The following is a 24480-nucleotide window of genomic DNA, read 5'->3' as shown; positions in this document are numbered from 1 at the left end:
CCGGCAGGACCGGCGAGACACCCCCTAGGCCCGCTCACCCCGGGGGCCGGGCACGGGCGCGTGATCCAGGAGTCCCGTCCGCGCGGCCAGGGCGGCGGCTTCGAGGCGAGACCCGACGCCCAGCTTCATCAGCACCCGCTGCACATGCGTCCGCGCCGTACTCGGCGCGATCCCCATCCCCGCCGCGATCCCCCGCGTGTCCTCCCCCTCCGCCACCCGGAGAAGGACCTCCACCTCCCGGGGCGTCAGCATCCCGAGCAGCCGCTGCCCCTCGTCGTCCGGCTGCGCCGCCGGGTTGAGAAGCTCCATGAACGCGCCCTGCAGCAGTTGCGGCGCCACGACCGTCTCCCCCGCCCGCGCCTTGACCAGCGCCCGCTCGACGCCCTCGATGCGCTCGTCGTGCCGTACGTACCCGGACGCCCCGGCCGCGAAGGCCGCCGCGATCCCGCGCGGGGAGGGCACCGGGCCGAGGACGACCACGGCCACCTGCGGCCGCTCGCGCTTGATCCGGACGATCGGGTCGAAGGCGCCCGGCTCCGCAGGGGCGGCCGTGCCGAGCAGGCACACCTCGGGCGCCCGGCTCACCACGAGCTCCGCCGCGCCCGCCACCGGGGCGGTCGCCGCGAGCACCCGGTGCCCGCGCAGTTTCAGTGCCGAGGCGAGCGCCTCGGCAAGCAGTCGGTGGTCGTCGACCACCATGAGCCGCACGCCCATCGAGCCACCCCTCTGTCCCCCCTGGAGCCGTCGCCGGCCCAGCCACCCTGATGCCCCGGCAAGTTACACGCTCCCCCCGGCGCACGTGCGCCGAACGCCGACCGGTACCTACGGAAGTGGGCTCCCCCGAAAGATCGGAGGAGCCCACTTCCGTACCGCCCGGTGATGCTCAGCCCGCGACGCGGAAAGCGACCACCAGGTACTTCTTGTCGTCCGTCGACGAGGACTCACGGGGCTTGCTCACCAGCGTCTGCGAGATGAACAGCCGGCCGGCCGCGTACCGGTACTCGGAGCCGTTCTCGCTGAAGCTCGTCTCGGCGTCCCGCACGGGCTCGTCCGACGGGTTCTCCAGAAGCGTGGTCTGCTTCATCGTCCCTCCGTCGATCGAGACGACCTGTCCGCCCTTGTCGTACGGCGGGGCCTTGTAGGCGATGATGTTCCCGCCGTCCATCCGCAGCGGGACCAGCGTGTACCGGTCGCCCGCGTCCGCCTTCTCGGGCGTCGGCTTCCCGGTGGCCAGGTCGAACGAGACGATCTCGTTGGTCTCGTCGCCGTACTCCCCGGTGGAGCCCTCGTGCTCCTCCGTCGGGAGGTAGATCCGGCCGTTGCCGACGACGACCCTGCCGCAGGCCTCCACCTTGGTGGAGCGGCAGCTGGCCGCGTAGCGCTCCGCGTCCGCCGCGATCTTCACCTTGAGCTTGCCGGTCTTCTCGTCGAGGGAGAAGAAGTCCGAGATGCCGCTGCCGTCACCGGCCGCGTCGCCGACGTCGGCGGCCACGACCAGCGGCTTCGTCGACACGATCGACGCGTACTCCACGCCCGCGGGCATCTTGTACTGGGAGATCGGGGCGCCCGTGAGCGGGTTGAGGTTCTGGATGACGACGTACTGGCTGCCGTACTCCCCGCACTTGCGCGCCGCGACGAGGCCCTCGCCGCCGCCGTAGCCCATGTCGTAGCACTGCTGGGCGTTGGCCTCCGGCTTCCAGCGCGGGTTGCCGTTGGCCAGGTCGAAGGCGGCGCCGCCGTCGGTGCCGCCCGCCGCGACGGTCGTGCCGCTGAGCGTGACCTCGCTGAACCGCACCTTCTGGTCACCGGCCGTACCGCCGGTGACCGCGGCGGACCACACCAGCTTGCCGGTGCCCAGGTCGATGACGCCGACCTCGGTGCACGGCTGGTAGAAACGCGGCCCGACGCGCTTGGTCGCCTCGAAGAGGATGGCCGTCTTGTTGTCGGCGGTGACGTGCCGCGAGGTACCGCAGACCTGACCGGGCAGCGGCAGGGTCCAGACCGGGCTGCCCTTGTCGAGGTCGTAGCCGACGACCGAGTCGACGCCGGTCTTGACGAACGCCTTGTCCGTGATCCACGAACCGGACATGTCCGTGAGGTCGGGAACCTTGGGCTGCGGCAGCTGGAAGGCGAGCTGGGACTTGGGGTTGTCCGGCGCCTTCTCCTTGCCGCCACCGCCGAGCCCGTTGCCGCCCTTGCCCTGGGACGAACCGGAGCTGCCGCCCGCGGTGTTGTTGGTCTCCTCACCGTCGCCGGAGGCCGCGTACCAGATGCCGCCGCCGATGATCAGGACGACGGCCACCGCCGCGGCGATGATGATCTGCATCTGCGCGGAAAGCTTCTTGCCGCCCGAGGGCGGGGGCGCCTGCGGGTACTGCTGCTGGGGCGGGTAGCCGTACTGCGGCTGTGTCGGCGGCTGTTGGGGATACCCGTACTGCGGCTGCGTCGGCGGCTGCTGATAGCCGTACTGCGGCTGCGCCGGGGGCTGCTGGGGGTAGCCGTACGACGGCTGCTGCTGCGGCGGAGGCGTCGGGGCGCCGAACCCACCCGGGGGCGGGTCCTGCGGTGCGCCGAACCCACCCGGCGGGGGGCCGGGTGGCTGGTTCGGCGGCGGGGGTGGCTGCGTCATGGCGTGGATACCTCTGAAGTGTGGGATGGCGGGCGGGAACCGGTGTCACTTGCCGAAGGCCAACAGCGTCTCCCTCTCCTGCTCATCGGCGTCGGTCGAACCGACGACGACACTCTTCACAAGGATGTACCGGCCGTTCACGTACAGCGCTGGGGAGTCGTAGAACCGCGACTCCACCCGGCCCGCCGAGCGTGGGATCCGGAGCAGTTCGACGGGGTTGGTCGCGCCCGGTGCGACGGTGGCCAGCGACCCGGGCTCGCCCACGATCGAGGCCATCCGGAGGACGAGCGAACCGCCCTCCATCCGCAGCGGCACCGTCCTGCGCCCCGCCGGTCCCTGGATACGCCGCGTCTCGGCACCCGTACGGAGATCGAAGGCGACGACCTCGTTGCGGGCGTTCTTGCCGCCGGTTCCGACGGTGGCCAGGTAGAGGGTGTCGCCGTCCACGACGACCTCACAGCGCTGCAGATTGCCCTTGTGGGCCACGTCGTCGGGGCATCCGTCGGCGAACGGGCCCTCTCCCCTGAGAGAAGCGCGCTTGGTGCCGTCCTCGTTGAAGACGGCGACGCCGTACTCGCCCGTCGCGAGCTTCCGGCCCGCGACGACCAGCGGTCGCACGGAGTAGACGGCGCTGACGCGGAAGCCGACGGGAGTCCGGTACTTCCACTTCGACTTCCCGGTCAGGGGGTCGACCTCGTGGATCTCCTCCTGCGGCTTCTCGTGGTCGGAGGTCGGGCAGGAGACCGCCGCGACGAGCTTGGGCCCGCCCGCGTAGGCGTAGGGCTGGCAGGCCTCGCCCGGCCACTTGCCGAAGAGCTGCTTGCCGTCGCTGAGCCGGTAGGCGGTCGAGAAGCCGTGCCGGCCCGCGGTGACGGTGTTGCCGCTGATCGCGATCGAGTAGTCGAAGAAGAAGTCGAACGTTCCCTCCTTGACGATCTTCTGCCGCCAGCCGGCCTTGCCGGTGCGCAGATCGACCATCTGGAGCTGGCGGCATTCGTCGTTCTCCGCGTGGAGGCGGTCCTTGAGCGCGAGAACGATCTTGCCGTCGGCGGAGGCGAGCTGCGAGGCCCGGCAGATCTCGGTGTCCAGCGTCAGGCGCCACTTCACCGTGCCGTCGGCCACCGAGTGTGCGGTGACGGTGCGGTACATGGCGGTGACGACGGTGTCCCCGACCGGCCACGGCCCGAAGACGTCGCCGCCCAGACCCGGTACGTCGATGTCGTTCTTCCTGACCCAGAGCACGGAGGCGTCGCCGGGGGCGCGGCCCGCGTTGTAGCGGGCCGCGTCCTCGGCATCGGGCGCGGGCGGGCCGGCCGGCCCGGTGGACGGCGTGGCGCTCGTGCTCGCGGTCGCCCTGCCGTCCTTGGCGCCGCCGTCACCGGAGCCGCCGAGGGCGTACCAGGTCACCCCGGCCACGGCGAGGAGCCCCGCCACGACGGACGCGACCAGCGCCTTCGAGAGGCGCCGGCCGCGCGGCGGCGGGGACTGCGGCGGTGACGGGGGCGGGGGCGGCGGCATTGCCGCGGGGCCGCTGGTGCCGCCCCCGTACGGGTTGAGCCGGCCGTAGGGCCCGTACGAGGGCGGGGGCGGCCCGTTGTGTCGCGGTGTCGTCATCGGAGTCGGACAGCCCTCACTTGCTGAAGGCCATCATCGTCTTGGTCTCCTTCTCCGCCTTGTCGTTGCTGGCGCTCACCCGCCCGCTGGAGATCACGAAGGTGCCGTTGCCGTAGGCGTAGCCCGCGTCGTAGAAGCTGTTCTCGATCTGGGCCGTCGCCGCCGGGTGCTGGAGCAGGGTCTTCGGCGCGCCGCCGGTCGGTGCGATGGTGGCGACGCTGCCGCCCTTGTCGTACGACGGGTCGATGTACACCAGGACCTCCGCGCCCTCCATGCGCAGCGGGATCATGGGCTGGTCGCCGGGCGCCTTCGAACGCCACTTGGGCTTTCCGGTGTTGAGATCGAACGCGACGACCTCGTTGGGGGTGCCGTAGCCGGTCTCGGTGGCCATGTAGAAGGTGTTCGCGTCGGCCGCGACACCGGTGCATCCCGCGAGGTTCTTGCCGAAGACGACGAAGGAACCGCCGCAGTTGGGGGCGTACTTGTCGTTGCCGCCCTGGATCTGCGAGCGCAGCTTGCCGTCGGCGGTGAGGGAGAAGACCGCCCACTTCTTCTCGTCGCGCTGGGTGGCGGAGACGACGAGCGGGTTGACGGAGTAGACCTTGTCGACCTCCCAGTTGGCCTGGAGCCGGAAGCTCCACCTGGGCTTGCCGGTGTTCGGGTCGACCTCGCTGACCTGCTGCTGCTTCTTGTTCACATCACCGCTGGGGCAGCTGTCCGCGGAGATCAGCTTCTCGCCGCCCGCGAAGGCGAAGGCCTTGCAGCCGCCGCTGGGGGTGGCGAAGAGCTGCTTGCCGTCGGCGAGGGAGAAACCGTACGCACTGCTGCTGCCGGCCGCGGTGACGGTGTTGCCGCTGATGGCGAGGGTGTTGTCGTCGAAGGCGAACAGGCCGGTGGCCTTGGGTACGGACCGCTTCCAGCCGGCCTTGCCGGTCTTCAGGTCGACCTTCTGCAGCTCCGTGCACTTGGCGCGGTCGCCGTCCTTGTCCTCGACGCCGAAGACCATGGTGCCGTCGGCCGCGGGCTGCGGCGGGGCGGCGCACAGCTCGTGCGGCAGGTCGAGGTGCCACTTGGCGGAGCCGTCGCTGAGGCTGTAGCCGTCGATCCCCTTGTACATGGCCTTGACGACGACGTCGCCGACGATCCACGGGCCGAAGACGTCGGAGCCGTTCTTGGGCAGGTCGACGCTGTTCTTGAGCAGCCAGTTGATCTTGGCCTCGCCGGCCTGGCGGCCCGCGTTGAGGTCGTCCTGTCCGTTGCGGCCGTCCCCGTCGCCGCTGCCGTCGCCCTGGTCGACGGAGGCGGAGCCGGAGGGCTGGGCGGTGGCGGTGCCGGTCGGCTTGGCGATCGGCTCCTTCTCGTCGCCGCCGCTGAGGGCCAACCAGGTGCCACCGCCGATGACGAGCAGGCCCGCGACGGCCGCGGCGATGATGACGCCCGGCTTGCCCTTGAAGGGGTTGTTGCCGCCGGGCGGGGTCGGCCCGGACGGGTACTGCGGCTGGGCCGGGTAGCCGCCGTAGGGGCCGGGCTGCTGCTGACCGTACGGACCGGGCTGGCCCGGCTGACCGTAGGGGCCGGGCTGCTGCTGGGCGTACGGGCCCGGCTGGCCGGGCTGCTGCGGATAGCCGTAACCGGGCGGGGGCGCCTGCTGCGGGTAGCCGTAACCGGGCTGCTGCGGCTGGTCGTACGGGCCGGCCGGCGGCGTCTGCGGGGCCTGACCGCCGTACGGGCCGGGCGCGGACGGCGGCGTCTGCGGGGCCTGCGGCGGGGTGGGCGGCATCGGCGGGACGCCTTGGTTCCCCTGGTTCGGATCCGGTGCTCCGAAGCCCGGCGGCTGATTGCTGGGCGGCTGGGTCATCAGCGTTCCCCCTTGATGTGAGCGGGTTTTCTTTCTACCACTCAGGGGATGGCGCAAAAGTGACCGGTCCGCCCCTTGTACCCAAGGGAGGACCGGCCCGTGATGCCCTCGTTACGCGTCCTCGGCGAGTTCGAGCCAGCGCATCTCCAACTCCTCGCGCTCCGTGGCCAGTTCTCGCAGCTCCGCGTCCAGCTTCGCCACCTTCTCGAAGTCTGTGGCGTTTTCGGCGATTTGGGCGTGCAGCTTCGTCTCCTTGTCGGAGACCTTGTCCAGCTGACGCTCGACCTTCTGCAGTTCCTTCTTCGCGGCGCGGGCGTCGGCCGCCGAGACGGCCTTGCCGGAGGCGGCCGGCTTCGCGGCCGGGGCGGCCGGTGCCGGCACCGACGCCTCGATCGCCCGGCGGCGGCGCTCCAGGTACTCCTCGATCCCGCGCGGCAGCATCCGCAGGGTCTGGTCGCCGAGGAGGGCGAACGTCTTGTCCGTGGTGCGCTCGATGAAGAACCGGTCGTGCGAGATGACGACCATCGAGCCCGGCCAGCCGTCGAGGAGGTCCTCCAACTGGGTCAGGGTCTCGATGTCGAGGTCGTTGGTGGGCTCGTCGAGGAAGAGGACGTTCGGCTCGTCCATGAGGAGCCGAAGGAGCTGCAGGCGGCGGCGCTCACCGCCGGAGAGGTCGCCGACCGGCGTCCACTGCTTCTCCTTGGCGAAGCCGAACTGCTCGCACAGCTGGCCCGCGGTCATCTCCCGGCCCTTGCCGAGGTCGACCCGGTCGCGGATCTGCTGGACCGCCTCCAGGACCCGCAGGGAGGCGGGCAGCTCGGTGACGTCCTGCGAGAGGTAGGCCAGCCGTACGGTCCTGCCGACGACGATCTTCCCGTCGGCGGGCTGCTTCTCGCCCTGGGTGACGGCCGCGTCGGCGAGGGCGCGCAGCAGCGAGGTCTTTCCGGCGCCGTTGACGCCGACCAGGCCGATCCGGTCACCGGGGCCGAGCTGCCAGGTGAGGTGCTTGAGCAACGTCTTGGGCCCGGCGGTGACGGTGACGTTCTCCAGGTCGAAGACGGTCTTGCCCAGCCGCGCGTTGGCGAACTTCATCAGCTCGGAGGTGTCGCGCGGCGGCGGCACGTCGGCGATCAGCTCGTTGGCGGCCTCGATGCGGTAGCGGGGCTTGGAGGTACGGGCGGGGGCGCCGCGCCGCAGCCAGGCGAGCTCCTTGCGCATCAGGTTCTGCCGCTTGGCCTCCTCGGTCGCCGCGATGCGCTCCCGCTCGGCGCGGGCGAAGACGTAGTCGGAGTAGCCGCCCTCGTACTCGTGGACCGTGCCGCGCTGCACGTCCCACATGCGGGTGCAGACCTGGTCGAGGAACCACCGGTCGTGGGTGACGCAGACGAGCGCGGAGCGGCGCTCCTGGAGGTGCTTGGCCAGCCAGGCGATGCCCTCGACGTCGAGGTGGTTGGTGGGCTCGTCGAGGACGATCAGGTCCTGCTCGTCGATGAGGAGCTTGGCGAGCGCGATCCGGCGCCGCTCGCCGCCGGAGAGCGGGCCGATGACGGTGTCCAGGCCGTGCTCGAAGCCGGGCAGGTCGAGCCCGCCGAACAGCCCGGTGAGCACGTCGCGGATCTTGGCGCTGCCGGCCCACTCGTGGTCGGCCATGACGCCGATGACCTCGTGCCGGACGGTGGCCTTCGGGTCGAGGGAGTCATGCTGGGTGAGCACCCCGAGGCGCAGCCCGCCGCTGTGCGTGACCCGGCCGGTGTCGGCCTCCTCCAGCTTGGCGAGCATCCGGATGAGGGTGGTCTTGCCGTCGCCGTTGCGGCCGACGACTCCGATCCGGTCCCCTTCGGAGACGCCGAGAGAGACACCGTCGAGCAGGGCACGGGTGCCGTACACCTTGCTGACAGCCTCGACATTGACCAGATTGACGGCCACTTTGACTCCTGTACGGGGGGATCGATCGACGTCCAAGGGTAGACGGCCGAACGGGTGGGGTAGCGTGCCTGATCGTTTGGGGCTCGTTCGGGAGCGGGGCACGGGGTGGAAGTGAGCGCACAGCGCGTGTGGCGTCGTCGCAAGGTCCGGCTGACGGCCGCCTGGACGGCGGCGGCCGTCGCCGTCGCGGGCGGGCTGTTCTGGGTGTCGGGCGGCTACGACGCCTGGCGCCACGACCGCGCTCTGGACTCGGCGTGCGACGGGGACCTGGCTGCCGGGGAGCTGCGGGCGCTGCTCGGCGGGACGGAGGTGACGACGTCGGGGGACCAGAGGGGCGGACAGTGGCTGTGCAAGGTTCGCGACGCCGATCCTGACGAGGACGGGGTGGTCCGCGTCACCTTGGCGGTGGTGTCCGCGCACGATCACCACGGACCCTCCATGGACGGCTTCGGCGCCCCGCTCGGCAACGGCTGGACCGGAACGTTCGACTTCGCACCCCGCGGAAGCGCGGACGGCAACCGCGGCGCGCGAGCGGCACTGCTGCTGGACTGCGGTCCGGAGTCGGGCGACGGGTTGGTCGCCACCGTCGACGCCCACCTCGCCCGGGGGGACTTCTCGCGGGCGGAGACCCGGAGCCGCCTCACGACCGTGCTGACGAAGACGGCGATGTCGTACGCGCAGCGGACGGGCTGCGCGGCCACGCCCGGCAAGGCGGTCGAGGACGTCGGGGTCTCGGTGACCTCCTCGGACCACAAGCCGTTCGCCGCCGTGTCGGGGAGCTGCGCGGGCATCCTGGACGCGCCGACCGCCGCCCGCTGGGGCGTACGGACGGCGGTCGAGACCGCGACCGGCCGCCAGCCGGTCGAGACGTGTACGTTCGGCGGGACGCCGGGGCCGGAGCTGTACCGCTTCACGGCGTCCTACGGCCCCTTCGTCGGCAGCCGGTGGTTCTACCTCCGCGACGAGACCCTCTGGAAGGGCGACCGCGCGGACGGCCACTACATGCTCGCGGCCGACTGTCCCGGCGCCGGGTACACGTCCGTCTACGAGGTCGTGCCGCGCGGAGACGGACGTAAGGCCTCGATCGCCCTGGACCACCCGGCCCTGCGTGCGGCGCTCAAGCGCTTCGCGGAGAGGTCCGCGAAGGCCCACGGCTGCGGCGAGGTGTGGGCCCCTTAGCCCTCGGCCCGCGCCGCCCGCCCCACCCGGCCCGTCGGGTCCCCCGGCCCTGCCCGGCCCGGGCGGCCCGCCCGCTCGACCAGCAGCCAGCCGGCCAGTGCCATCGCTACGGCCGCCGGGGCGGTGATCCGCACCGCGATCAGGGTGGCCGCGTGGCCCTCCAGGAGCCCTCCGAAGCCGGTCATCGACAGGCCCAGGACGCCGAGGAGGGCGAGGGTGACGCCGATGGCGGCGAGCGCGGTGTGAGGGGCGTCCCCCGGCCCGGAAGCCGGGGAAGGACCGCCCGTCTCCGCTGCGGGAACGGTCGGCGCGGGCTGCTCGAAGCGGCGGAAGACGGCGACGAGGACGGCGGTCAGGAGGATCGCCACGGCGATCCGGAGCGGGACGTGGAGCCACCAGGCGGCCGTCGCGGGGACGGGCAGGGGCACGTCGAGCGCGAGCATCCCGCCGTACACGCCCAGCATCGCCGTCAGGTGCCAGAGGAACGCGGTCATGGCGATCCCGTTGGCTGCGACGACCTTGTGCCAGACGCCGGCCCGGGCCACGAACCGGCTGCCCGGGCCCCTGAGGAGCTCGACCGCGCCGACGAGCCACAGGCCGTGGAAGAGCAGGGCGAGGGTCGGCGGGGCCATGTTGGAGACCTTCTCGCCGGGCATCCCGACCATCGACAGGGGGTACGGCCCGAGGGCGACCAGGAGTCCCGCGCCGAGAAGCCCCGTGGCGGCGAGAGCGCCGGGGCGGCGGATCTTCCCGTCGGCGCGCAGGAAGCCGAGCTGGTGGACGGCGAGCCAGACGAAGGCGAAGTTGAGGAACTCCACGAACGGCACCCCCGCGGCGAACCGCAGCGCGTCGACGGCGACGGCCCCGCCGACGAGACCGGCGAACGCCCCCCAGCCGTACCGCTCGTGGAGCCCGAGCAGCGGCGGGGTCAGAGCGACCATCGCGAGATAGATGCCGATGAACCACAGCGGCTGGGCGACCAGCCGCAGCGCGACCCCGGTCGGTCCGCCGTCGCCGCCGACCAGTTGGACCGTGAGCGCGACGGCTCCCCACACCCCGATGAACACCATCGTGGGCCGCAGCAGCCGCTGGAGCCGGGCCCGCAGGAAGGCCGCGTACCGGGGCCGGGAGCGGTAGGCCAGGGCGTGCGAGAAGCCGCCGACGAAGAAGAACACGGGCATGACCTGAAGCCCCCAGGTCACGACCTGGAGCTCCGGTACGACGGCCAGCAGATTGCCCACCTGCCCGTCCGCGCCCACCACGGCCATCAGCCAGTGGCCGAGGACGACGACCCCGAGCGAGGCGACCCGCAGCAGGTCGATGTACCGGTCCCGCGTCGCGGGCGTGGCGGCGGCGAGCTCCCGAGCGCTGATTCCCATGGGGCCACGGTCCCGCCCGCCACCGGCCCCGCGTCAGGGCTCGGATACTCAACCGGCGGATGAGTACGGCCGGGAGCGGCCGGACCCGCAGTGCCAACTGGCCGCATGTCCTCGGCCACGCGGGCGAAGTCCCGGCCGGGGCTTCCGCCCCGTCGGGCTGACGCGTCGTCAAGTGCTTCTGGTGCCACGCACCCCCGGCGCCTCGTGCCCGGGCACACCCCCGGCGCCTCGTGCCCGCCCCGCCCCACCCCGCCCCAAGGAGAGGCCCATGCCACGACTCCCCCGCCTGGCCGCCGTCGCCACGGCCACCGCCGCCCTCACCGTGCTCGCGTCCGGCCCGACATCGGCCGGCGAGCCGACGGTGTCGGACCCGCGCGTCGTCGCCCACTTCGACTTCACCCTCGGGCAGACGCCGGAGAGCATCGCCCTCGAACCCGACGGCTCGGCCAACCTGTCCTTCGCCTTCGCCCGGCAGGTCGCCCGCGTCGACAAGCGAGGCGCCACACGGATCCTCGCCACCCTGCCCCCCGTGGCGAACCCGAACACCCCCGTCATCGGCGCGGCCGCGGCCATGGGGATCGCGCGCGCCCACGACGGCACCCTGTACGTCAACTACGCCACCGGGACGAGCGAGACCGGCATCTGGCGCATCGGCCCCGGCGGCGGCGCGCCCGTCCAGATCGCCCGGCTTCCGGCCGACGGCTTCCTCAACGGCCTCGCCCTCGACGAGGAGTGCGGCATGCTCTACGCCGCCGACTCGGTACGCGGCACCGTGTGGCGCGTACCGCGGGACGGCGGCACGCCCACGGCCTGGGCCACCGGAACCGCGCTCCAGCCGCTCCCCGCTCCCGCCGGATTCGGGGTGGGCGCCAACGGTGTCCAGGTCCACGACGGCGCCGTGTGGGTGTCCAACACCGACCGGAGGACGCTGCTGCGCATTCCCGTACGCCCCGACAAGTCCGCGGGCCCGATCAAGACCCGGGCGACCGGCCTGGACTGGATCGACGACTTCGCCTTCACCGGGCGCGGTGACACGGTCCTCGCGGCCCTGATCCAGGACAACGAGGTCGCCCTGGTGCGCCCGGACGGCACCCACGAGGTCGTCCTCACCGAGCGGGACGGGCTGTCCAACCCGACCTCCGTGGCGGTGCGTGACAAGCACGACGGACACGGCAAGGACGGCAAGCACGACAAGACCGTCTACGTGCCGAGCGCTTCCTACTTCGAGACCGTGAAGGACCCGAACCTCCTGCTCGCCCGCCTGAGCCAGAGCAAGGGCGAGGGCGAGGGCTAGGGCAGGACCGTCGCACCCGGCGCCGGGGACGTCGCCGCGCGTGCCGTACGGCAGGTGCCGGAGGCGGTCAGCGCGGCCGCGACCGCTTCCGCCGCCTCCGCGTCCTTCACCAGGAAGGCCGTCGTCGGGCCCGAGCCCGAGACCAGGGCCGCGAGGGCGCCGGCCGCCGTGCCGGCCTCCAGGGTGGCGGACAGCGACGGGCGCAGGGAGACGGCGGCCGGCTGGAGGTCGTTGGTCAGGGTCGCGGCCAGCGCGGTGGCGTCGCCGGTGCGCAGCGCCTCCAGGAGGGCAGGGGACGCGACCGGCTCCGGCACGTCCACGCCGTCGTTGAGGCGGTCGAACTCGCCGTAGACCGCCGGGGTCGACAGGCCGCCGTCCGCCACCGCGAAGACCCAGTGGAACGCGCCGCTCACCGGCAGCTCCGTCAGCCGCTCGCCCCGGCCGACGCCGAGCGCCGCCCCGCCGACCAGGCTGAACGGCACATCGCTGCCGAGTTCGGCGCAGATGTCGAGGAGTTCGGCACGCGAGGAGTTCAGGCCCCACAGCGCGTCGCAGGCGAGCAGCGCGCCCGCACCGTCCGCGCTGCCGCCCGCCATGCCGCCCGCGACGGGGATGTCCTTCGCGATGTGGAGGTGCACGTCCGGGGAAAGGCCGTGGCGCGCGGCGAGCAGCTCGGCGGCCCGCGCGGCCAGGTTCGTCCGGTCCAGCGGGACCTTGTCGGCGTCCGGGCCCTCGCAGGTGACGGTCAGCTCGGCGGCGGGGGTGGCCGTCACCTCGTCGTACAGCGACACGGCGAGGAAGACGTTCGCCAGGTCGTGGAAGCCGTCGGGGCGGGCCCCGCCGACCGCCAGCTGTACGTTGACCTTGGCGGGCACGCGCACGGTGACGGCCCCGGCGGTCGTCGTGCGGGCCGCGGGCCTCTCCTCCGTACCGCTCACTTCCGCACCGCTCACTTCTTCGCCTCCGCGATCCGCGCGAACTCCTCGACCGTCAGCGCCTCGCCGCGCGCCTGGGGGGAGATGCCCGCGGCGACCAGCGCCTCCTCGGCGGCGGCGGGCGAGCCCGCCCAGCCGGCGAGCGCGGCCCGCAGGGTCTTGCGGCGCTGCGCGAAGGCCGCGTCGACGACCGCGAAGACCTCCGCCTTGGAGGCGGTGGTGGCCACCGGCTCCGTACGGCGGACGAGCGACACCAGGCCCGAGTCGACGTTCGGCGCCGGCCAGAAGACGTTGCGGCCGATCGATCCGGCCCGCTTCACCTCGGCGTACCAGTTCGCCTTGACCGACGGCACGCCGTACACCTTGTTCCCGGGCCGGGCCGCGAGCCGGTCGGCGACCTCGGCCTGGACCATGACGAGGGTGCGCTCGATCGTCGGGAAGCGGTCCAGCATGTGCAGCAGGACGGGCACGGCGACGTTGTACGGCAGGTTCGCGACCAGCGCCGTCGGCGGCGGGCCCGGCAGCTCCTGGACGTGCATGGCGTCGGAGTGGACGAGCGCGAAGCGGTCCTTCTTCCCCGGCAGGCGGGCCTCGATGGTCGCCGGCAGCGCGCCGGCCAGCACGTCGTCGATCTCGACGGCCGTCACCCGGTCCGCGGCCTCCAGCAGGGCCAGGGTGAGCGACCCGAGTCCCGGGCCCACCTCCACGACCACGTCGTCGGGGCGCACCTCGGCCGTGCGGACGATCCGCCGAACGGTGTTGGCGTCGATGACGAAGTTCTGGCCCTTCTGCTTCGTGGGGCGCACGCCGAGGGCGGCGGCCAGCTCACGGATGTCGGCGGGGCCGAGGAGGGCGTCGGGGCTTTCGGGGCCGGTGGTGGTGCTCACCGGTACAGCCTACGGCCGCAGTGGGGCCACGGACTCGCCCCCCGCTGCACGTAGAGCTTCTTCGCCCGGTACGTCTGTTCCGAGGCGGGCGCGTCCTGGGCGACTCCGCTGCCGCCGAGGGCGCGCCATGTGCCGGGGTCGAACTGGTAGAGCCCGCCGTACGTCCCCGACGGGTCGACGGCGTTCGGCCGCCCGCCGGACTCGCAGGCGGCGAGCGCGTCCCAGTCGAGCCCCTCCGCGCCCGCCACCGACGTGGGCAGCCGCCGGGTGCCGACCCTCACCCTCTGCGTGACGGGCTCGCGGACGATCTCCTCGCCGATCTTCCTCGGCCTCTGCCGGACACCGTTGACGGTCCGCACCGCGTAGGTGACCCGGCGTACGCCCTGCACGCCCTGCCGTTCGACGACTTCGGTGCCGGCGAACAGATCGGGGTCACGGGTGCGCTCGACGGCGTACGGGATGGACTCCTCCCATACCTCCTTGGTGCCGGTGATCCGCATGACGGTGATCGTCTGCCCGTCGCGCGGGAAGGAGCCGGGCGGTACGGAGGTGGTGTCCTGGCCGGAGAGGGTGATCCCGGCCTGCTCGACGGCCTCGCGGACGGTGGCGGCGTTGGTGCGCAGGGTCCGCTCGCGCCCGTCGGCGAGGAAGGTGACCGTCCGTTCGGTGCGGACGTCCAGGGCGAGGCCCTGGCGGGAGATGGGCGCCGAGCGGGAGACGGAGAGGTACGCGCCCTCGGCGCGGACACCGAGCCGGCCCAGGGCGTCCTCGACGGTCAGCGCGGTGGTCCACACCTGGCGGCGCTGACCGTCGAGGGTGAGGGCGACGGGCCTGCCGTAGCGGACGACGATCTCGTCCTCGCTCTCCAGGGCCTCGCCGGGGGCGGGGGCGACGATGTCGTGGGCGCCGATGGCCAGGCCCTCGTCGGCGAGGAGTTCGTCGACGTCGTCGGCGAAGGTGTGCAGGGTGCGCGGGACGCCGTCGACGGAGAGCCGGACGGCCTTGTCGTCGGCGACGAAGGCGCTGGTGCCGCCGGCCAGGAAGGCGACGACGAGGGCCTGCGGGACGAGGCGCCGCAGGCCCTCGCCGGCGGGCGGGGCCGCCTTGCGGCGGCGACCTGACCGCCCGGCCCGCCGGGCCCGCCGGGCCTCGACCCGGGTCGCGGGAGCGGGGACAGGGGCGGGGGCCTGGCCGGGGACGACGAGCGGCGCCGCCTGGGTCGGCTGCTCGTGGACGGGCAGCGCCGCGGCCCTGTGTCCGCCGCGCGCGGCTCGGTGACTGCCCTGGGAAGTGCTCACGAGGCCGGGACCCTAGCGGAGGCCCGGTCACTCTCCAAAGCGACTCGACTACCCCCCGTAACAGTTATTCAGCGGTTATCCGTCAGTAATCGAAGGCGGCGGCGGTGTTGGCGGCGATGGCCGCGCACATCTCGTCCTCGCCGATGTCGCGGACCGTGGCCATGGCGCGGACGGTGACGGGGACGAGGTACGGGGCGTTGGGCCGGCCCCGGTAGGGCGCCGGGGTCAGGAACGGGGCGTCCGTCTCGACCAGGACCAGCTCGGCCGGGGCGACGGCGAGGGCGTCGCGCAGCGGTTGGGCGTTCTTGAAGGTCACGTTGCCCGCGAAGGACATGTAGTAGCCCTTCGCGGCGCAGATCCGGGCCATGTCGGCGTCGCCGGAGTAGCAGTGGAACACGGTCCGCTCGGGCGCCCCCTCCTCGTCGAGGATCCGCAGCACGTCGGCGTGGGCCTCGCGGTCGTGGATGACGAGGGCCTTGCCGTGCCGCTTGGCGATCTCGATGTGGGCGCGGAAGGAGTGCTCCTGGGCGGCCATCCCCTCGGGGCCGGTACGGAAGTGGTCGAGCCCGGTCTCGCCGACGGCACGGACGTACGGCAGTGCGGCGAGCCGGTCGATCTCGCCGAGCGCGTCGTCGAGCGCCGCGTCCCCTCCGGCCTCGCGGGCGCCCTGCCGGGACCAGCCGTCGGGATCGCCGAGGACGATCCGGGGCGCCTCGTTGGGGTGCAGGGCGACGGCGGCGTGGACGTTGTCGTGCGCGGCGGCGGTCTCGGCGGCCCACTGGGAGCCCTTGATGTCGCAGCCCACCTGCACGACGGTCGTGACGCCGACGGCGGCGGCCTTGGTGAGGGCCTCCTCGACGGTGCCGGACTGCATGTCCAGGTGGGTGTGCGAGTCCGCCACCGGCACCAGCAGGGGCTCGGGCAGCGGCGGCGGGGCGTCCTTGGAACTCATGACCCCGATCGTACGAGGGGTCACGCGGTCACTCGCGGCGGGCCAGGGCCTGTCCGGCGGATCAGGAGCAGGCCGTACGGGGCCGACGGACCAGGGCCGGGCAGGCCGTGGCCGGGGGATCCGGGCAGGGCCTACGTGGCCGGGGATCTGGAACAGGCGCGCCCTACGTGGCAGGCGGCTTGCGGTGGAAGAGGTCCGACAGGTGCCGGTGGCGGGGTTCCTGGGGGGTGTCCACGTGGACCGGTCCCGGAGCGTCCCGTTCCGGCCGCTTGGCGCGCTCCGTACTCCTGCGCCCCTCCCGTACCTGGCCCCGCTCAAGGTCCTGGCCGATCGGGCCCGCCGGGCCGATGGGGCCCGCGGGGGCCGGGCGCCTCTCGGGCCGGGGCTCGTGCGGGTGGTGGGCCTGTTCCCACGAGTCGAGCACCGAGGACACCTGGCCCGCCTTCATGATGCGGACGACATGACCGCCGCAGTTCACGCAGGTCGGGCTCGACAACGGGGACGGGACCCGCTCGCCGTCGGCCTTGTAGACGATGAATTCCTGTCCGGCGGCGTCGATGTGGTGCTCGATGTCGTACGCCTGCTCCCAGCCGTAACCGCAGCGCATGCACGCGAAGGCGTACGCCTCATGCGCGACGGTGATCCCGGTGCCGGTGATCTCGCTCATGCCAGCTCCTCTCCACTGGGTCCAGTGGACGCCTTTTCGGGCCGGAGCGCATCAGCGCCGCTCGAACATTGGAAAGCCCTTTGGCCTTCCCTTGCCCGAAGGCCCTCAGGAGGCCCGCCGCGCGGGTTCAGCTTTGCCTTTCACGATAGACCTTTACCGTTCCCAGGGCCTGACGCGGCCGCGTTCTTCGCCGCGACGACGGCGTCGAACACCTCGCGCTTGGGCAGGCCCGCCTCGGCGGCGACCGCCGCGATCGCCTCCTTGCGCCGCTCCCCCGCCTCCTCGCGCACCCGCACCCTGCGCACCAGCTCCTCCGCGTCGAGCTCGGCGGGCTCGGCGGCCGGGGCGCCCTCGACGACGACGGTGATCTCGCCCCGTACGCCCTCGGCGGCCCACGCGGCCAGTTCGCCCAGCGGGCCCCGCTTGACCTCCTCGTACGTCTTGGTCAGCTCGCGGCAGACGGCGGCGCGGCGCTCGGCGCCGAAGACCTCGGCCATCGCGGCGAGGGTGTCGTCGAGCCGGTGGGGCGCCTCGAAGTAGACGAGGGTGCGGCGCTCGTCCGCGACCTCGCGGAGCCGACCGAGCCGCTCACCGGCCTTGCGGGGCAGGAAGCCCTCGAAGCAGAAACGGTCCACGGGCAGCCCGGACAGGGCGAGGGCGGTCAGCACGGCGGAGGGCCCGGGGACCGCGGTGACCTTGATGTCGCGTTCGACGGCGGCGGCGACCAGGCGGTAGCCGGGGTCGGAGACGGACGGCATGCCCGCGTCGGTGACGAGCAGCACCCGGGCGCCGCCCGCCAGCGCCTCCACCAGTTCGGGCGTACGGGCGGACTCGTTGCCCTCGAAGTAGGAGACGACCCGTCCCGAGGTGTGCACGCCGAGGGCGCGGGTCAGGCCGCGGAGCCGCCGGGTGTCCTCCGCCGCCACGATGTCGGCGGTCTGGAGCTCCGCCGCGAGCCTCGGCGGGGCGTCCGCGATCTCCCCGATGGGTGTCCCTGCAAGTACCAGCGTTCCTGTCACATGGGTCATCCTCGCAGCCCGGACAGGCGACTCGCACAGGCGCGTTCCCTACGATGGCGCGGTGACCAGTACCGCACCTGAGGCCCTGCAGGGTCAGCACGCCGTGGAAGAGCCCCCGTCGTGGCAGCAGCGCCTGCGGCGCTTCGGCTACGCGCCCGCGGCCGGGAGCGCCGCCGGGCCCGGGCTGCGGGAGCGTCTCGTACCGCCGTACACCCGGCCGTCGGAGCGGCTGTGGTCGCTGCTCGGGATCTCGCCGGGCGGCGCGGACCGGCTGTGGCGGCTGGCCGCCTGGGGCGGTCCGCTGCTGGTGGCGGCGTTCGCGGGGCTGCTGCGGTTCTGGAACCTGGGCAAGCCGCACGCGGTGATATTCGACGAGACGTACTACGCCAAGGACTCCTGGGCGCTGATCAACCAGGGGTACGAGGGGGCGTGGCCGAAGGACGTCGACAAGACGATCCTGACGGACCCGGGGTCGGTCGTGATCCCGACGGAGCCCGGCTATGTGGTCCATCCGCCGATGGGCAAGTGGGTCATCGGCGTCGGCGAGAAGCTGTTCGACTTCACGCCGTTCGGCTGGCGTTTCATGGTGGCGCTGCTCGGCACGCTGTCGGTGCTGATGCTCTGCCGGATCGGCCGGCGGTTGTTCCGCTCGACGTTCCTGGGCTGTCTGGCGGGCACGCTGCTCGCGGTGGACGGTCTGCACTTCGTGATGAGCCGTACGGCGCTGCTCGACCAGGTGTTGATGTTCTTCGTCCTCGCGTCGTTCGGGTGTCTGCTGGTCGACCGGGACTGGGCGCGGCGACGGCTGGCGGCGGCGCTCCCGGAGGACGAGGAGGGGGTGCTGCGGCCCGACGCGGAGGTCGCGGAGACGCTGCGGCTCGGGTGGCGGCCGTGGCGGCTCGCGGCCGGGGTGATGCTGGGTCTGGCGTTCGCCACGAAGTGGAACGGCCTCTACATCATGGCCGCGTTCGGTCTGATGGCGGTGCTGTGGGACGCGGGCGGGCGGCGCACGGCGGGCGCGGTCCGCCCGTATCTCGCGGTGTTCCAGCGGGACCTGGTGCCGGCGTTCGTCTCGGTGGTCCCGGTCGCGATCCTCACCTACCTCGCCACCTGGACGGGCTGGATCGCCTCGGACAAGGGGTATTTCCGCAACTGGGCGGCCGAGCAGGACAAGCTGACGGGCGGCGGTTTCTGGGCGTGGCTGCCGGACTGGCTGCGGAGCCTCTGGCACTACGAGACCGAGGTCTACAACTTCCACGTCAGTCTGACCTCGCACCACACGTACGAGTCGAACCCGTGGAGCTGGATCGTCCTGGGCCGGCCCGTCTCGTACTTCTACGAGAGCCCCTCACCGGGCGAGGCGGGCTGCCCCGCGAACGCCACGGAGAAGTGCGCCCAGGAGGTCCTGGCCCTCGGCACGCCCCTGCTGTGGTGGGCCGCGTGCTTCGCGATCCTTTACATCCTGTGGCGCTGGTTCTTCCGCCGCGACTGGCGGGCGGGCGCGATCGCCTGCGGCATCGCGGCGGGCTGGGTGCCGTGGTTCCTCTACCAGGAACGCACGATCTTCCTTTTCTACGCGGTGGTCTTCGTGCCGTTCCTGTGTCTCGCCGTGACGATGATGATCGGGGCGATGGTGGGCCCGCGGGGCTCCTCGGAAAGGCGGCGGACATTCGGGGCGGTGGGCGCCGGAGTTCTGGTTCTGCTCATCATCTGGAACTTCATCTATTTCTGGCCGCTGTACACGGGCACGTCGATCCCGATGGACCAGTGGCGCAATCGGATGTGGCTCGACACCTGGGTCTAGGGACGGGAGGCGGCGGGGGCGGGCACGCCGGCCGATGCCGTGGCGATGACGTCGTCCAGGACGTCGCGGGACCGGATCAGGTCGGTGATCATTCCGTCGATGCGGTCCCGCTCGGCGGTGAGTTCGTCGACCAGGCGCGGCGTGGCGACCTCGTTCGGGGTGCCGTCCCCGTCCCGCATGCAGGGGAGCAGTTGCGCGATCTTCCCGCTGGTCAGCCCCGCGGCGTAGAGCGCCTGGATGTGGACGACCCGGTCGACCGCCCACTCGCCGTACTCGCGGTGCCCGCCGGGGGTGCGCTCGGCCCTCAGCAGCCCCTGCGTCTCGTAATAGCGCAGGGAACGCTCGCTCACCGCAGTGCGCCGCGCCAGTTCACCGATCCGCATGCCCCACCTCGCCCTGTCGACCACGGGTATTGAACCTGACGCTGATGTCAACTTTTACCGTACCGGCATGACGCACGCACACGGTGTATCCGGTCTGTTCGAACCCGCCCGCCTCGGCCCCCTGCGCCTCCCCAACCGTCTGGTGATGGCCCCGTTGACCCGCAATCGCGCCGGAGCCGACGGCACCCCGACGCCGATCATGGCCACCTACTACGCCCAGCGCGCCTCCGCGGGGCTGATCATCGCCGAGGCGTCCACGCCGAACGCCGTGGGGCGGACCTACCCCCACATCCCCGCCATCTACGACCAGGCGCACGTGGCCGGATGGCGCGGCGTGACCGAAGCGGTGCGAGAAAGGGGTGGCCGGATGTTCCTGCAACTGCAGCACGGCGGCCGGGTCGGACACCCCGACAACAGCGGCCTGACCCCGGTCGCGCCCTCGCCGATCCCGCTCCCGGAGACGATCCACACCCCCAGCGGGCGCCAGGCCGCCGTCGTACCGCGCGAGATGACCCTCGACGACATCCGGTCCACCGTCGCCGACTTCGCCGCCGCCGCCCGCAACGCCCGCGACGCCGGCTTCGCCGGCGTGGAGGTCCACGCGGCCAACGGCCAACTCCTCCACCAGTTCATGGCCCAGGACACCAACCACCGCACCGACGGCTACGGCGGCCCGCCGGCGGGCCGCGTCCGCTTCGTGATCGAGGTGGTCCGAGCGGTCGCCGAAGCCATCGGCCCCGAACGCGTGGGCCTGCGCATCTCCCCCGAAGCCACCTTCAACGGCATCGACGAGGGCGACACCGAGCGGATCTATCCGGCTCTCGTCGACGCCCTCGCGGACACGGGCCCGGCCTACCTGCACATCGAGTTCGCCGACCCCGACCAGCCTCTCTACCAGGACCTCCGGAAGCGCTGGCAGGGCACGCTGATCGCCAATCCGGCCCTCGGGTGGGGGCAGCCCCTGCCCGCCGACGGCGGCCGACTGGCGGGCGAGCGGCTCTTGGCCGAGGGGGCGGACCTGATCGCGCTCGGCCGCGCCTTCCTGGCCAACCCCGACCTGGTCGAACGCCTTCGCATCGGTGCACCGCTCAACCAGGTGCGCGACCGGCACATGATGTACGTGGGCGGGGAGACCGGGTACACCGACTACCCCACGCTGGCCGACGCCTGCGCCTGAGCAGGGGCGGCGTCCGCCTCGCCGGGGGCGGGTCGGAGGGTGACCATGGAGGGAAACCGGTCGGGGTCAGGCCAGGCACGGGGAGGCACCCATGGCACGCCCGTACACCACCGACGTACTGATCGCCGGCGCCGGGCCGGTCGGGCTGAGCGCGGCCGCCGAACTCCGCCGTCGCGGGGTGCGCTGCCGGCTCGTCGACCGGCTGCCGGCCCGGCCGCCGTACGCCAAAGCGGTCGGCATCCAGCCCCGCACCCTGGAGATCTGGGACCGGATGGGCCTGGCCCGCACCGTCCTGGAGGCTGCCGTTCCGATACGGGGGCAGCTGATGTACGTCAACGGCCGCGAGCAGCCCCGGATCGACCTCACCCTGCCGCCCGAGGTGCCCTACGGATTCGCCGCGCTGCCGCAGTACGAGACCGAGCGCCTTCTGGAGGAGTACGTCGCCGGCCTCGGTACGGCCATCGAACGCGGCACCGAGCTGTTGTCGTTCGACCAGGACGCGAACGGGGTCACCGCCCGGCTGCGTACCGCCTCGGGCGCCGACGAGGAGGTCCGTGTCCGGTACCTGATCGGCTGCGACGGCGCGCACAGCACCGTACGCAAGGGTCTGGGCCTCTCCTTCGCAGGCGGCGCGTTCCCCGAGGAGTACATGCTGGCCGACGTCGAGGCGGACTGGGACCTGCCGCACGGTTTCGGCGTACGCTCCGTCCACCGCGCCGACGACGGCTCCACCGACGACGTGCTGGTCTGCATTCCGCTGCCCGGCGCGAGCCGCTATCGCATGTCGATGCTGGTCCCGTCCGAACTCTCCACGCGGGCGGCGGCGGACCGGGCACCCGCGCGAGGCGACGGTGTCGTGCACGGCCTGGAGGGCAGCCGCGCCCCCGAGCTGTCCCACATCCAGGCCGTCGTCGACCGTCTCGCGCCCCGGCAGGCCACCCTCTCCCGCATGCGCTGGTCCTCCGTCTTTCGCATCAGCCACCGGATCGTCGACCGTTACGGCGACGGCCGGGTGTTCGTCGCGGGCGACGCCGCCCACATCCACCCGCCCACCGGCGCCCAGGGCATGAACACCGGGATCCAGGACGCCTGCAACCTGGCCTGGAAACTCGCCCTCGTCGTCCACGGGGAGGCCGGTCCGGCCCTGCTCGCCGGCTACGACGCCGAACGCCGCCCGGTCGGCGAGGAGGTCGTCGGCCGCACCGTCCGGCACGCCACCCAGGGCTTCGCGGCCGACCCCGACGACCCCCGGACCCCGATCCTCCGAGAGGCCCAGCTGCTCGTCGGCTACCGGGGCGGCCCCCTGGTCGGCGGCGCGTACGGGCCCGGCGACGCGCCCCAGCCGGGCGACCGGGCCCCGGACTGCGCCGGCCTGACCTCCCCCGTCGCCACCTATCCGCTGCGCCTGCTCGACGTCCTGCGCGGCCGCACCGGACACCTGGTGCTTCTCTACGCGGCCCGCACCGCCGACCTGTCGGACGCGGCAGGTGCGGCGGGCGCGGCCGGTCGAGAGGCCGGCCTCGAGGCCATCGCCGTCTTCGACCGGGACGCCGTCCCGGCCACGCCCGGCACGCTGGGCGTCCCCGTATACCGCGACGCGGCGGGGGAGTTCGCCCGGCTCTACCGTCCGGAGGGACCGACCGGATTCGTGATCCGCCCGGACGGGCAGCTCGGTGCCCGCTTCCCCCTCGCCGACACCGCGGCGGCCCTCTCCGGCTACCTCGCGACCCTGTCCGCACGCCCGGATGTCGCTCGACACCCGGGTGCGGCGGCTGCTTGACTGCGGCGACCACCTGGGGAGGGGAGCGCCGAGATGCGCAGTGGAGTCAAGGTCGCGATGGTCGGGGGAGTCTTCGTCGTCGTCGCGAGCGGTGTGGGGTACGGGGGTTACAACCTCTGGAACGGGATCAGCGGTGGGTCCGGGGTGAGTTCTCGGGCGGGGGCCGAGGAGAGACGGACCGGGCCCGTCACCGAGGACGAGGTCACGGCGACCGCCAAGGAGTTCCTCGACGCCTGGGCGGCCGGGGAGTCGGACCGGGCCGCGCAGTCGACCGACGACCCGGTCGAGGCGGGGCCCGCCGTGCTCAACCATCGCGAGGGGGCGAAGGTCTCCAAGGCCGTCATCACCCCCGGCGCGGCCGTCGGCGCCAAGGTGCCGTTCACGGTCAGCGCCACCGTGACGTACGAGGGGCGGTCGGTGCCCTGGACGTACGCCTCGGAGCTGACCGTGGTGCGCGGGCTGACCACCGGGCGGCCGCTGGTGGACTGGACGCCGGCCGTCATCCACCCGAAGCTCACCAAGGGCACGACCCTCCAGACGGGGACGGCGAAGAACGCCGCCGTCAAGGCCGTCGACCGTAAGGGCGTCGAGCTGACGAAGGAGAAGTACCCCTCGCTCGGGCCGATCCTCGACCAGCTCCGCGAGAAGTACGGGGCGCGGGCGGGCGGGACGCCCGGGGTCGAGACCTGGATCGAGAGCCCCACCGAGGGCGTCGCGAACACCACCCTGCTGACCCTCGCCAAAGGTGAGGCGGGCGAGCTGAGGACGACCATCGACGCGGGTGTCCAGGCGGCCGCGGAGCGGGCGGTGGCGCGGTACGGGCAGGCGTCGGTGGTCGCGGTCAGGCCGTCGACGGGCGAGATCCGCGCCGTCGCCAACAGCCCGGCGGCCGGCTACAACACGGCCTTCCTCGGCAAGCAGGCGCCCGGCTCGACCCTGAAGATCGTCACCGCCGCGCTGCTCCTGGAGAAGGGGCTGGTGAAGGCGGACCGGGCCACCGAGTGCCCGAAGAACGCGATGTACTACGGACGCGGTTTCCACAACCTGCGGGAGTTCGAGCTCGGGAACGTCCCCTTCTCGATGAGCTTCGCCCAGTCCTGCAACACCGCCTTCATCAAGAAGATCGACGACGTCGGGGACGACGCGGCGCTCGGCAAGGAGGCCCGGGACGTCTTCGGGATCGGCCTCGACTGGCAGACCGGGATCCCGTCCTTCGACGGCAGCGTCCCGGCGGAGACGGGCGGTGAGGCGGCCGCCCAGTACATCGGTCAGGGCACCGTCCAGATGAACGTGCTCAACATCGCCTCGATCGCCGCGACCACGAAGGACGGAACGTTCAGGCAGCCGTTCCTCGTGGCCAGGGACCTGGACGACCGGACGTTCGCCACCGCGTCCCGCGCGCTGCCCGGCTCCGTGGCCCGGCAGCTGCGCGACATGATGCGGCTCACCGCGACCGGCGGCACCGGTGCGAAGGCGATGGCCGGTGTCGGCGGTGACAAGGGCGCCAAGACGGGATCGGCCGAGGTGGGCGGGCAGTCCACGTCCAACAGCTGGTTCACCGGCTTCTCCGACGACCTCGCCGCCGCGGCCGTCGTCCAGGAGGGCGGGCACGGCGGGGACGCGGCGGGCCCGGTGATGGCGAGCGTGCTGAAGGCCGGGTAGCGGCGGTGAGCGCCGCTACCGGCGGGGCGGCCTCCCG

General features: G+C 72.7%; 19 protein-coding genes. 6 read left to right on the top strand and 13 right to left on the bottom strand.

Annotated features, from left to right (window positions below; translation table 11 throughout):
- Positions 1–24 precede the first annotated feature (24 nt).
- The 5 genes from ABZY12_RS11540 to ABZY12_RS11520 form a co-directional block, all read right to left on the bottom strand.
- On the bottom strand, positions 25–714 hold the full coding sequence (locus ABZY12_RS11540; protein WP_356889093.1) for a response regulator transcription factor: 690 nt from the start codon (positions 712–714) through the stop codon (positions 25–27).
- 169 nt (positions 715–883) lie between these two features.
- Positions 884–2629, bottom strand: coding sequence for a PQQ-binding-like beta-propeller repeat protein (locus ABZY12_RS11535; RefSeq protein ID WP_356889092.1), 1746 nt, complete (start codon positions 2627–2629; stop codon positions 884–886).
- 45 nt (positions 2630–2674) lie between these two features.
- Positions 2675–4243, bottom strand: a complete 1569-nt coding sequence (locus ABZY12_RS11530) for a PQQ-binding-like beta-propeller repeat protein (protein WP_356889091.1) — start codon at positions 4241–4243, stop codon at positions 2675–2677.
- Between the two features lie 16 nt (positions 4244–4259).
- Positions 4260–6101: a PQQ-binding-like beta-propeller repeat protein gene (locus tag ABZY12_RS11525; RefSeq protein WP_356889090.1), complete on the bottom strand. Its 1842-nt coding sequence runs from the start codon at positions 6099–6101 to the stop codon at positions 4260–4262.
- Between the two features lie 111 nt (positions 6102–6212).
- Entirely contained in the window at positions 6213–8027 is a 1815-nt protein-coding gene (locus tag ABZY12_RS11520) for an ABC-F family ATP-binding cassette domain-containing protein (RefSeq protein ID WP_356889089.1), read from the bottom strand.
- A 111-nt stretch (positions 8028–8138) separates the two neighbouring features.
- Here ABZY12_RS11520 and ABZY12_RS11515 point away from each other — a divergent pair, with 111 nt between their 5' ends.
- On the top strand, positions 8139–9206 hold the full coding sequence (locus tag ABZY12_RS11515; protein ID WP_356889088.1) for a hypothetical protein: 1068 nt from the start codon (positions 8139–8141) through the stop codon (positions 9204–9206).
- Here ABZY12_RS11515 and ABZY12_RS11510 read toward each other — a convergent pair.
- A complete protein-coding gene (locus ABZY12_RS11510) occupies positions 9203–10585 on the bottom strand; it encodes an acyltransferase (RefSeq protein ID WP_356889087.1) in 1383 nt (460 codons plus the stop codon). The two genes, ABZY12_RS11515 and ABZY12_RS11510, sit on opposite strands and share 4 nt — an antisense overlap.
- Positions 10586–10853: 268 nt before the next feature.
- On the opposite strand from ABZY12_RS11510, the gene ABZY12_RS11505 reads away from it, so the two are divergent.
- Positions 10854–11879, top strand: a complete 1026-nt coding sequence (locus tag ABZY12_RS11505; protein ID WP_356889086.1) for a hypothetical protein — start codon at positions 10854–10856, stop codon at positions 11877–11879.
- Here the strand turns inward: ABZY12_RS11505 and ABZY12_RS11500 are convergent.
- From ABZY12_RS11500 to rsmI, 6 genes are all read right to left on the bottom strand, one after another.
- Positions 11876–12817, bottom strand: a complete 942-nt coding sequence (locus ABZY12_RS11500) for a 4-(cytidine 5'-diphospho)-2-C-methyl-D-erythritol kinase (protein WP_356889182.1) — start codon at positions 12815–12817, stop codon at positions 11876–11878. The genes ABZY12_RS11505 and ABZY12_RS11500 overlap by 4 nt on opposite strands.
- A gap of 11 nt (positions 12818–12828) precedes the next feature.
- Positions 12829–13701 (bottom strand): 16S rRNA (adenine(1518)-N(6)/adenine(1519)-N(6))-dimethyltransferase RsmA, encoded by an 873-nt coding sequence (rsmA, locus tag ABZY12_RS11495; RefSeq protein ID WP_356889085.1) that lies wholly within the window; start codon positions 13699–13701, stop codon positions 12829–12831.
- Positions 13698–14999, bottom strand: coding sequence for a ubiquitin-like domain-containing protein (locus ABZY12_RS11490; protein WP_356889084.1), 1302 nt, complete (start codon positions 14997–14999; stop codon positions 13698–13700). Before ABZY12_RS11490 ends, rsmA begins: the two co-directional genes overlap by 4 nt.
- Positions 15000–15081: 82 nt before the next feature.
- Positions 15082–15951, bottom strand: coding sequence for a TatD family hydrolase (locus tag ABZY12_RS11485; RefSeq protein ID WP_356889083.1), 870 nt, complete (start codon positions 15949–15951; stop codon positions 15082–15084).
- Between the two features lie 163 nt (positions 15952–16114).
- Positions 16115–16618, bottom strand: coding sequence for a hypothetical protein (locus tag ABZY12_RS11480; RefSeq protein ID WP_356889082.1), 504 nt, complete (start codon positions 16616–16618; stop codon positions 16115–16117).
- Positions 16619–16758: 140 nt separating this feature from the next.
- Positions 16759–17646: a 16S rRNA (cytidine(1402)-2'-O)-methyltransferase gene (gene rsmI / locus ABZY12_RS11475; RefSeq protein WP_356889081.1), complete on the bottom strand. Its 888-nt coding sequence runs from the start codon at positions 17644–17646 to the stop codon at positions 16759–16761.
- Between the two features lie 52 nt (positions 17647–17698).
- Between rsmI and ABZY12_RS11470 the strand changes: the two genes are divergently transcribed.
- Positions 17699–19441, top strand: a complete 1743-nt coding sequence (locus ABZY12_RS11470) for a phospholipid carrier-dependent glycosyltransferase (protein ID WP_356889080.1) — start codon at positions 17699–17701, stop codon at positions 19439–19441.
- Here the strand turns inward: ABZY12_RS11470 and ABZY12_RS11465 are convergent.
- Positions 19438–19824, bottom strand: coding sequence for a MerR family transcriptional regulator (locus ABZY12_RS11465; protein ID WP_356889079.1), 387 nt, complete (start codon positions 19822–19824; stop codon positions 19438–19440). The two genes, ABZY12_RS11470 and ABZY12_RS11465, sit on opposite strands and share 4 nt — an antisense overlap.
- Before the next feature lie 67 nt (positions 19825–19891).
- Here ABZY12_RS11465 and ABZY12_RS11460 point away from each other — a divergent pair, with 67 nt between their 5' ends.
- The 3 genes from ABZY12_RS11460 (at position 19892) to ABZY12_RS11450 (ending at position 24443) form a co-directional block, all read left to right on the top strand.
- Positions 19892–21001 (top strand): alkene reductase, encoded by a 1110-nt coding sequence (locus ABZY12_RS11460; protein ID WP_356889078.1) that lies wholly within the window; start codon positions 19892–19894, stop codon positions 20999–21001.
- Between the two features lie 91 nt (positions 21002–21092).
- Positions 21093–22781 (top strand): FAD-dependent monooxygenase, encoded by a 1689-nt coding sequence (locus ABZY12_RS11455; RefSeq protein WP_356889077.1) that lies wholly within the window; start codon positions 21093–21095, stop codon positions 22779–22781.
- A gap of 33 nt (positions 22782–22814) precedes the next feature.
- The gene (locus tag ABZY12_RS11450; RefSeq protein WP_356889076.1) at positions 22815–24443 is read left to right on the top strand and encodes a penicillin-binding transpeptidase domain-containing protein; all 1629 of its coding nucleotides are present in this window, start codon (positions 22815–22817) and stop codon (positions 24441–24443) included.
- Positions 24444–24480: the final 37 nt, after the last annotated feature.

The organism is Streptomyces sp. NPDC006551 (genome assembly GCF_040611675.1).
Classification (GTDB): Bacteria; Actinomycetota; Actinomycetes; order Streptomycetales; family Streptomycetaceae; genus Streptomyces.
This window is presented reverse-complemented; position numbering and strand designations above follow the sequence as displayed.

What these genes read in the sequence shown, in the direction of transcription:
- ABZY12_RS11540 (WP_356889093.1), bottom strand. Translation starts at nt 714, where the DNA reads ATGGGCGTGCGGCTCATGGTGGTCGACGACCACCGACTGCTTGCCGAG.
- ABZY12_RS11535 (WP_356889092.1), bottom strand. Translation starts at nt 2,629, where the DNA reads ATGACGCAGCCACCCCCGCCGCCGAACCAGCCACCCGGCCCCCCGCCG.
- ABZY12_RS11530 (WP_356889091.1), bottom strand. Translation starts at nt 4,243, where the DNA reads ATGACGACACCGCGACACAACGGGCCGCCCCCGCCCTCGTACGGGCCC.
- ABZY12_RS11525 (WP_356889090.1), bottom strand. Translation starts at nt 6,101, where the DNA reads ATGACCCAGCCGCCCAGCAATCAGCCGCCGGGCTTCGGAGCACCGGAT.
- ABZY12_RS11510 (WP_356889087.1), bottom strand. Translation starts at nt 10,585, where the DNA reads ATGGGAATCAGCGCTCGGGAGCTCGCCGCCGCCACGCCCGCGACGCGG.
- ABZY12_RS11505 (WP_356889086.1), top strand. Translation starts at nt 10,854, where the DNA reads ATGCCACGACTCCCCCGCCTGGCCGCCGTCGCCACGGCCACCGCCGCC.
- ABZY12_RS11485 (WP_356889083.1), bottom strand. Translation starts at nt 15,951, where the DNA reads ATGAGTTCCAAGGACGCCCCGCCGCCGCTGCCCGAGCCCCTGCTGGTG.
- ABZY12_RS11480 (WP_356889082.1), bottom strand. Translation starts at nt 16,618, where the DNA reads ATGAGCGAGATCACCGGCACCGGGATCACCGTCGCGCATGAGGCGTAC.
- rsmI (WP_356889081.1), bottom strand. Translation starts at nt 17,646, where the DNA reads ATGACCCATGTGACAGGAACGCTGGTACTTGCAGGGACACCCATCGGG.
- ABZY12_RS11465 (WP_356889079.1), bottom strand. Translation starts at nt 19,824, where the DNA reads ATGCGGATCGGTGAACTGGCGCGGCGCACTGCGGTGAGCGAGCGTTCC.
- ABZY12_RS11460 (WP_356889078.1), top strand. Translation starts at nt 19,892, where the DNA reads ATGACGCACGCACACGGTGTATCCGGTCTGTTCGAACCCGCCCGCCTC.
- ABZY12_RS11455 (WP_356889077.1), top strand. Translation starts at nt 21,093, where the DNA reads ATGGCACGCCCGTACACCACCGACGTACTGATCGCCGGCGCCGGGCCG.
- ABZY12_RS11450 (WP_356889076.1), top strand. Translation starts at nt 22,815, where the DNA reads ATGCGCAGTGGAGTCAAGGTCGCGATGGTCGGGGGAGTCTTCGTCGTC.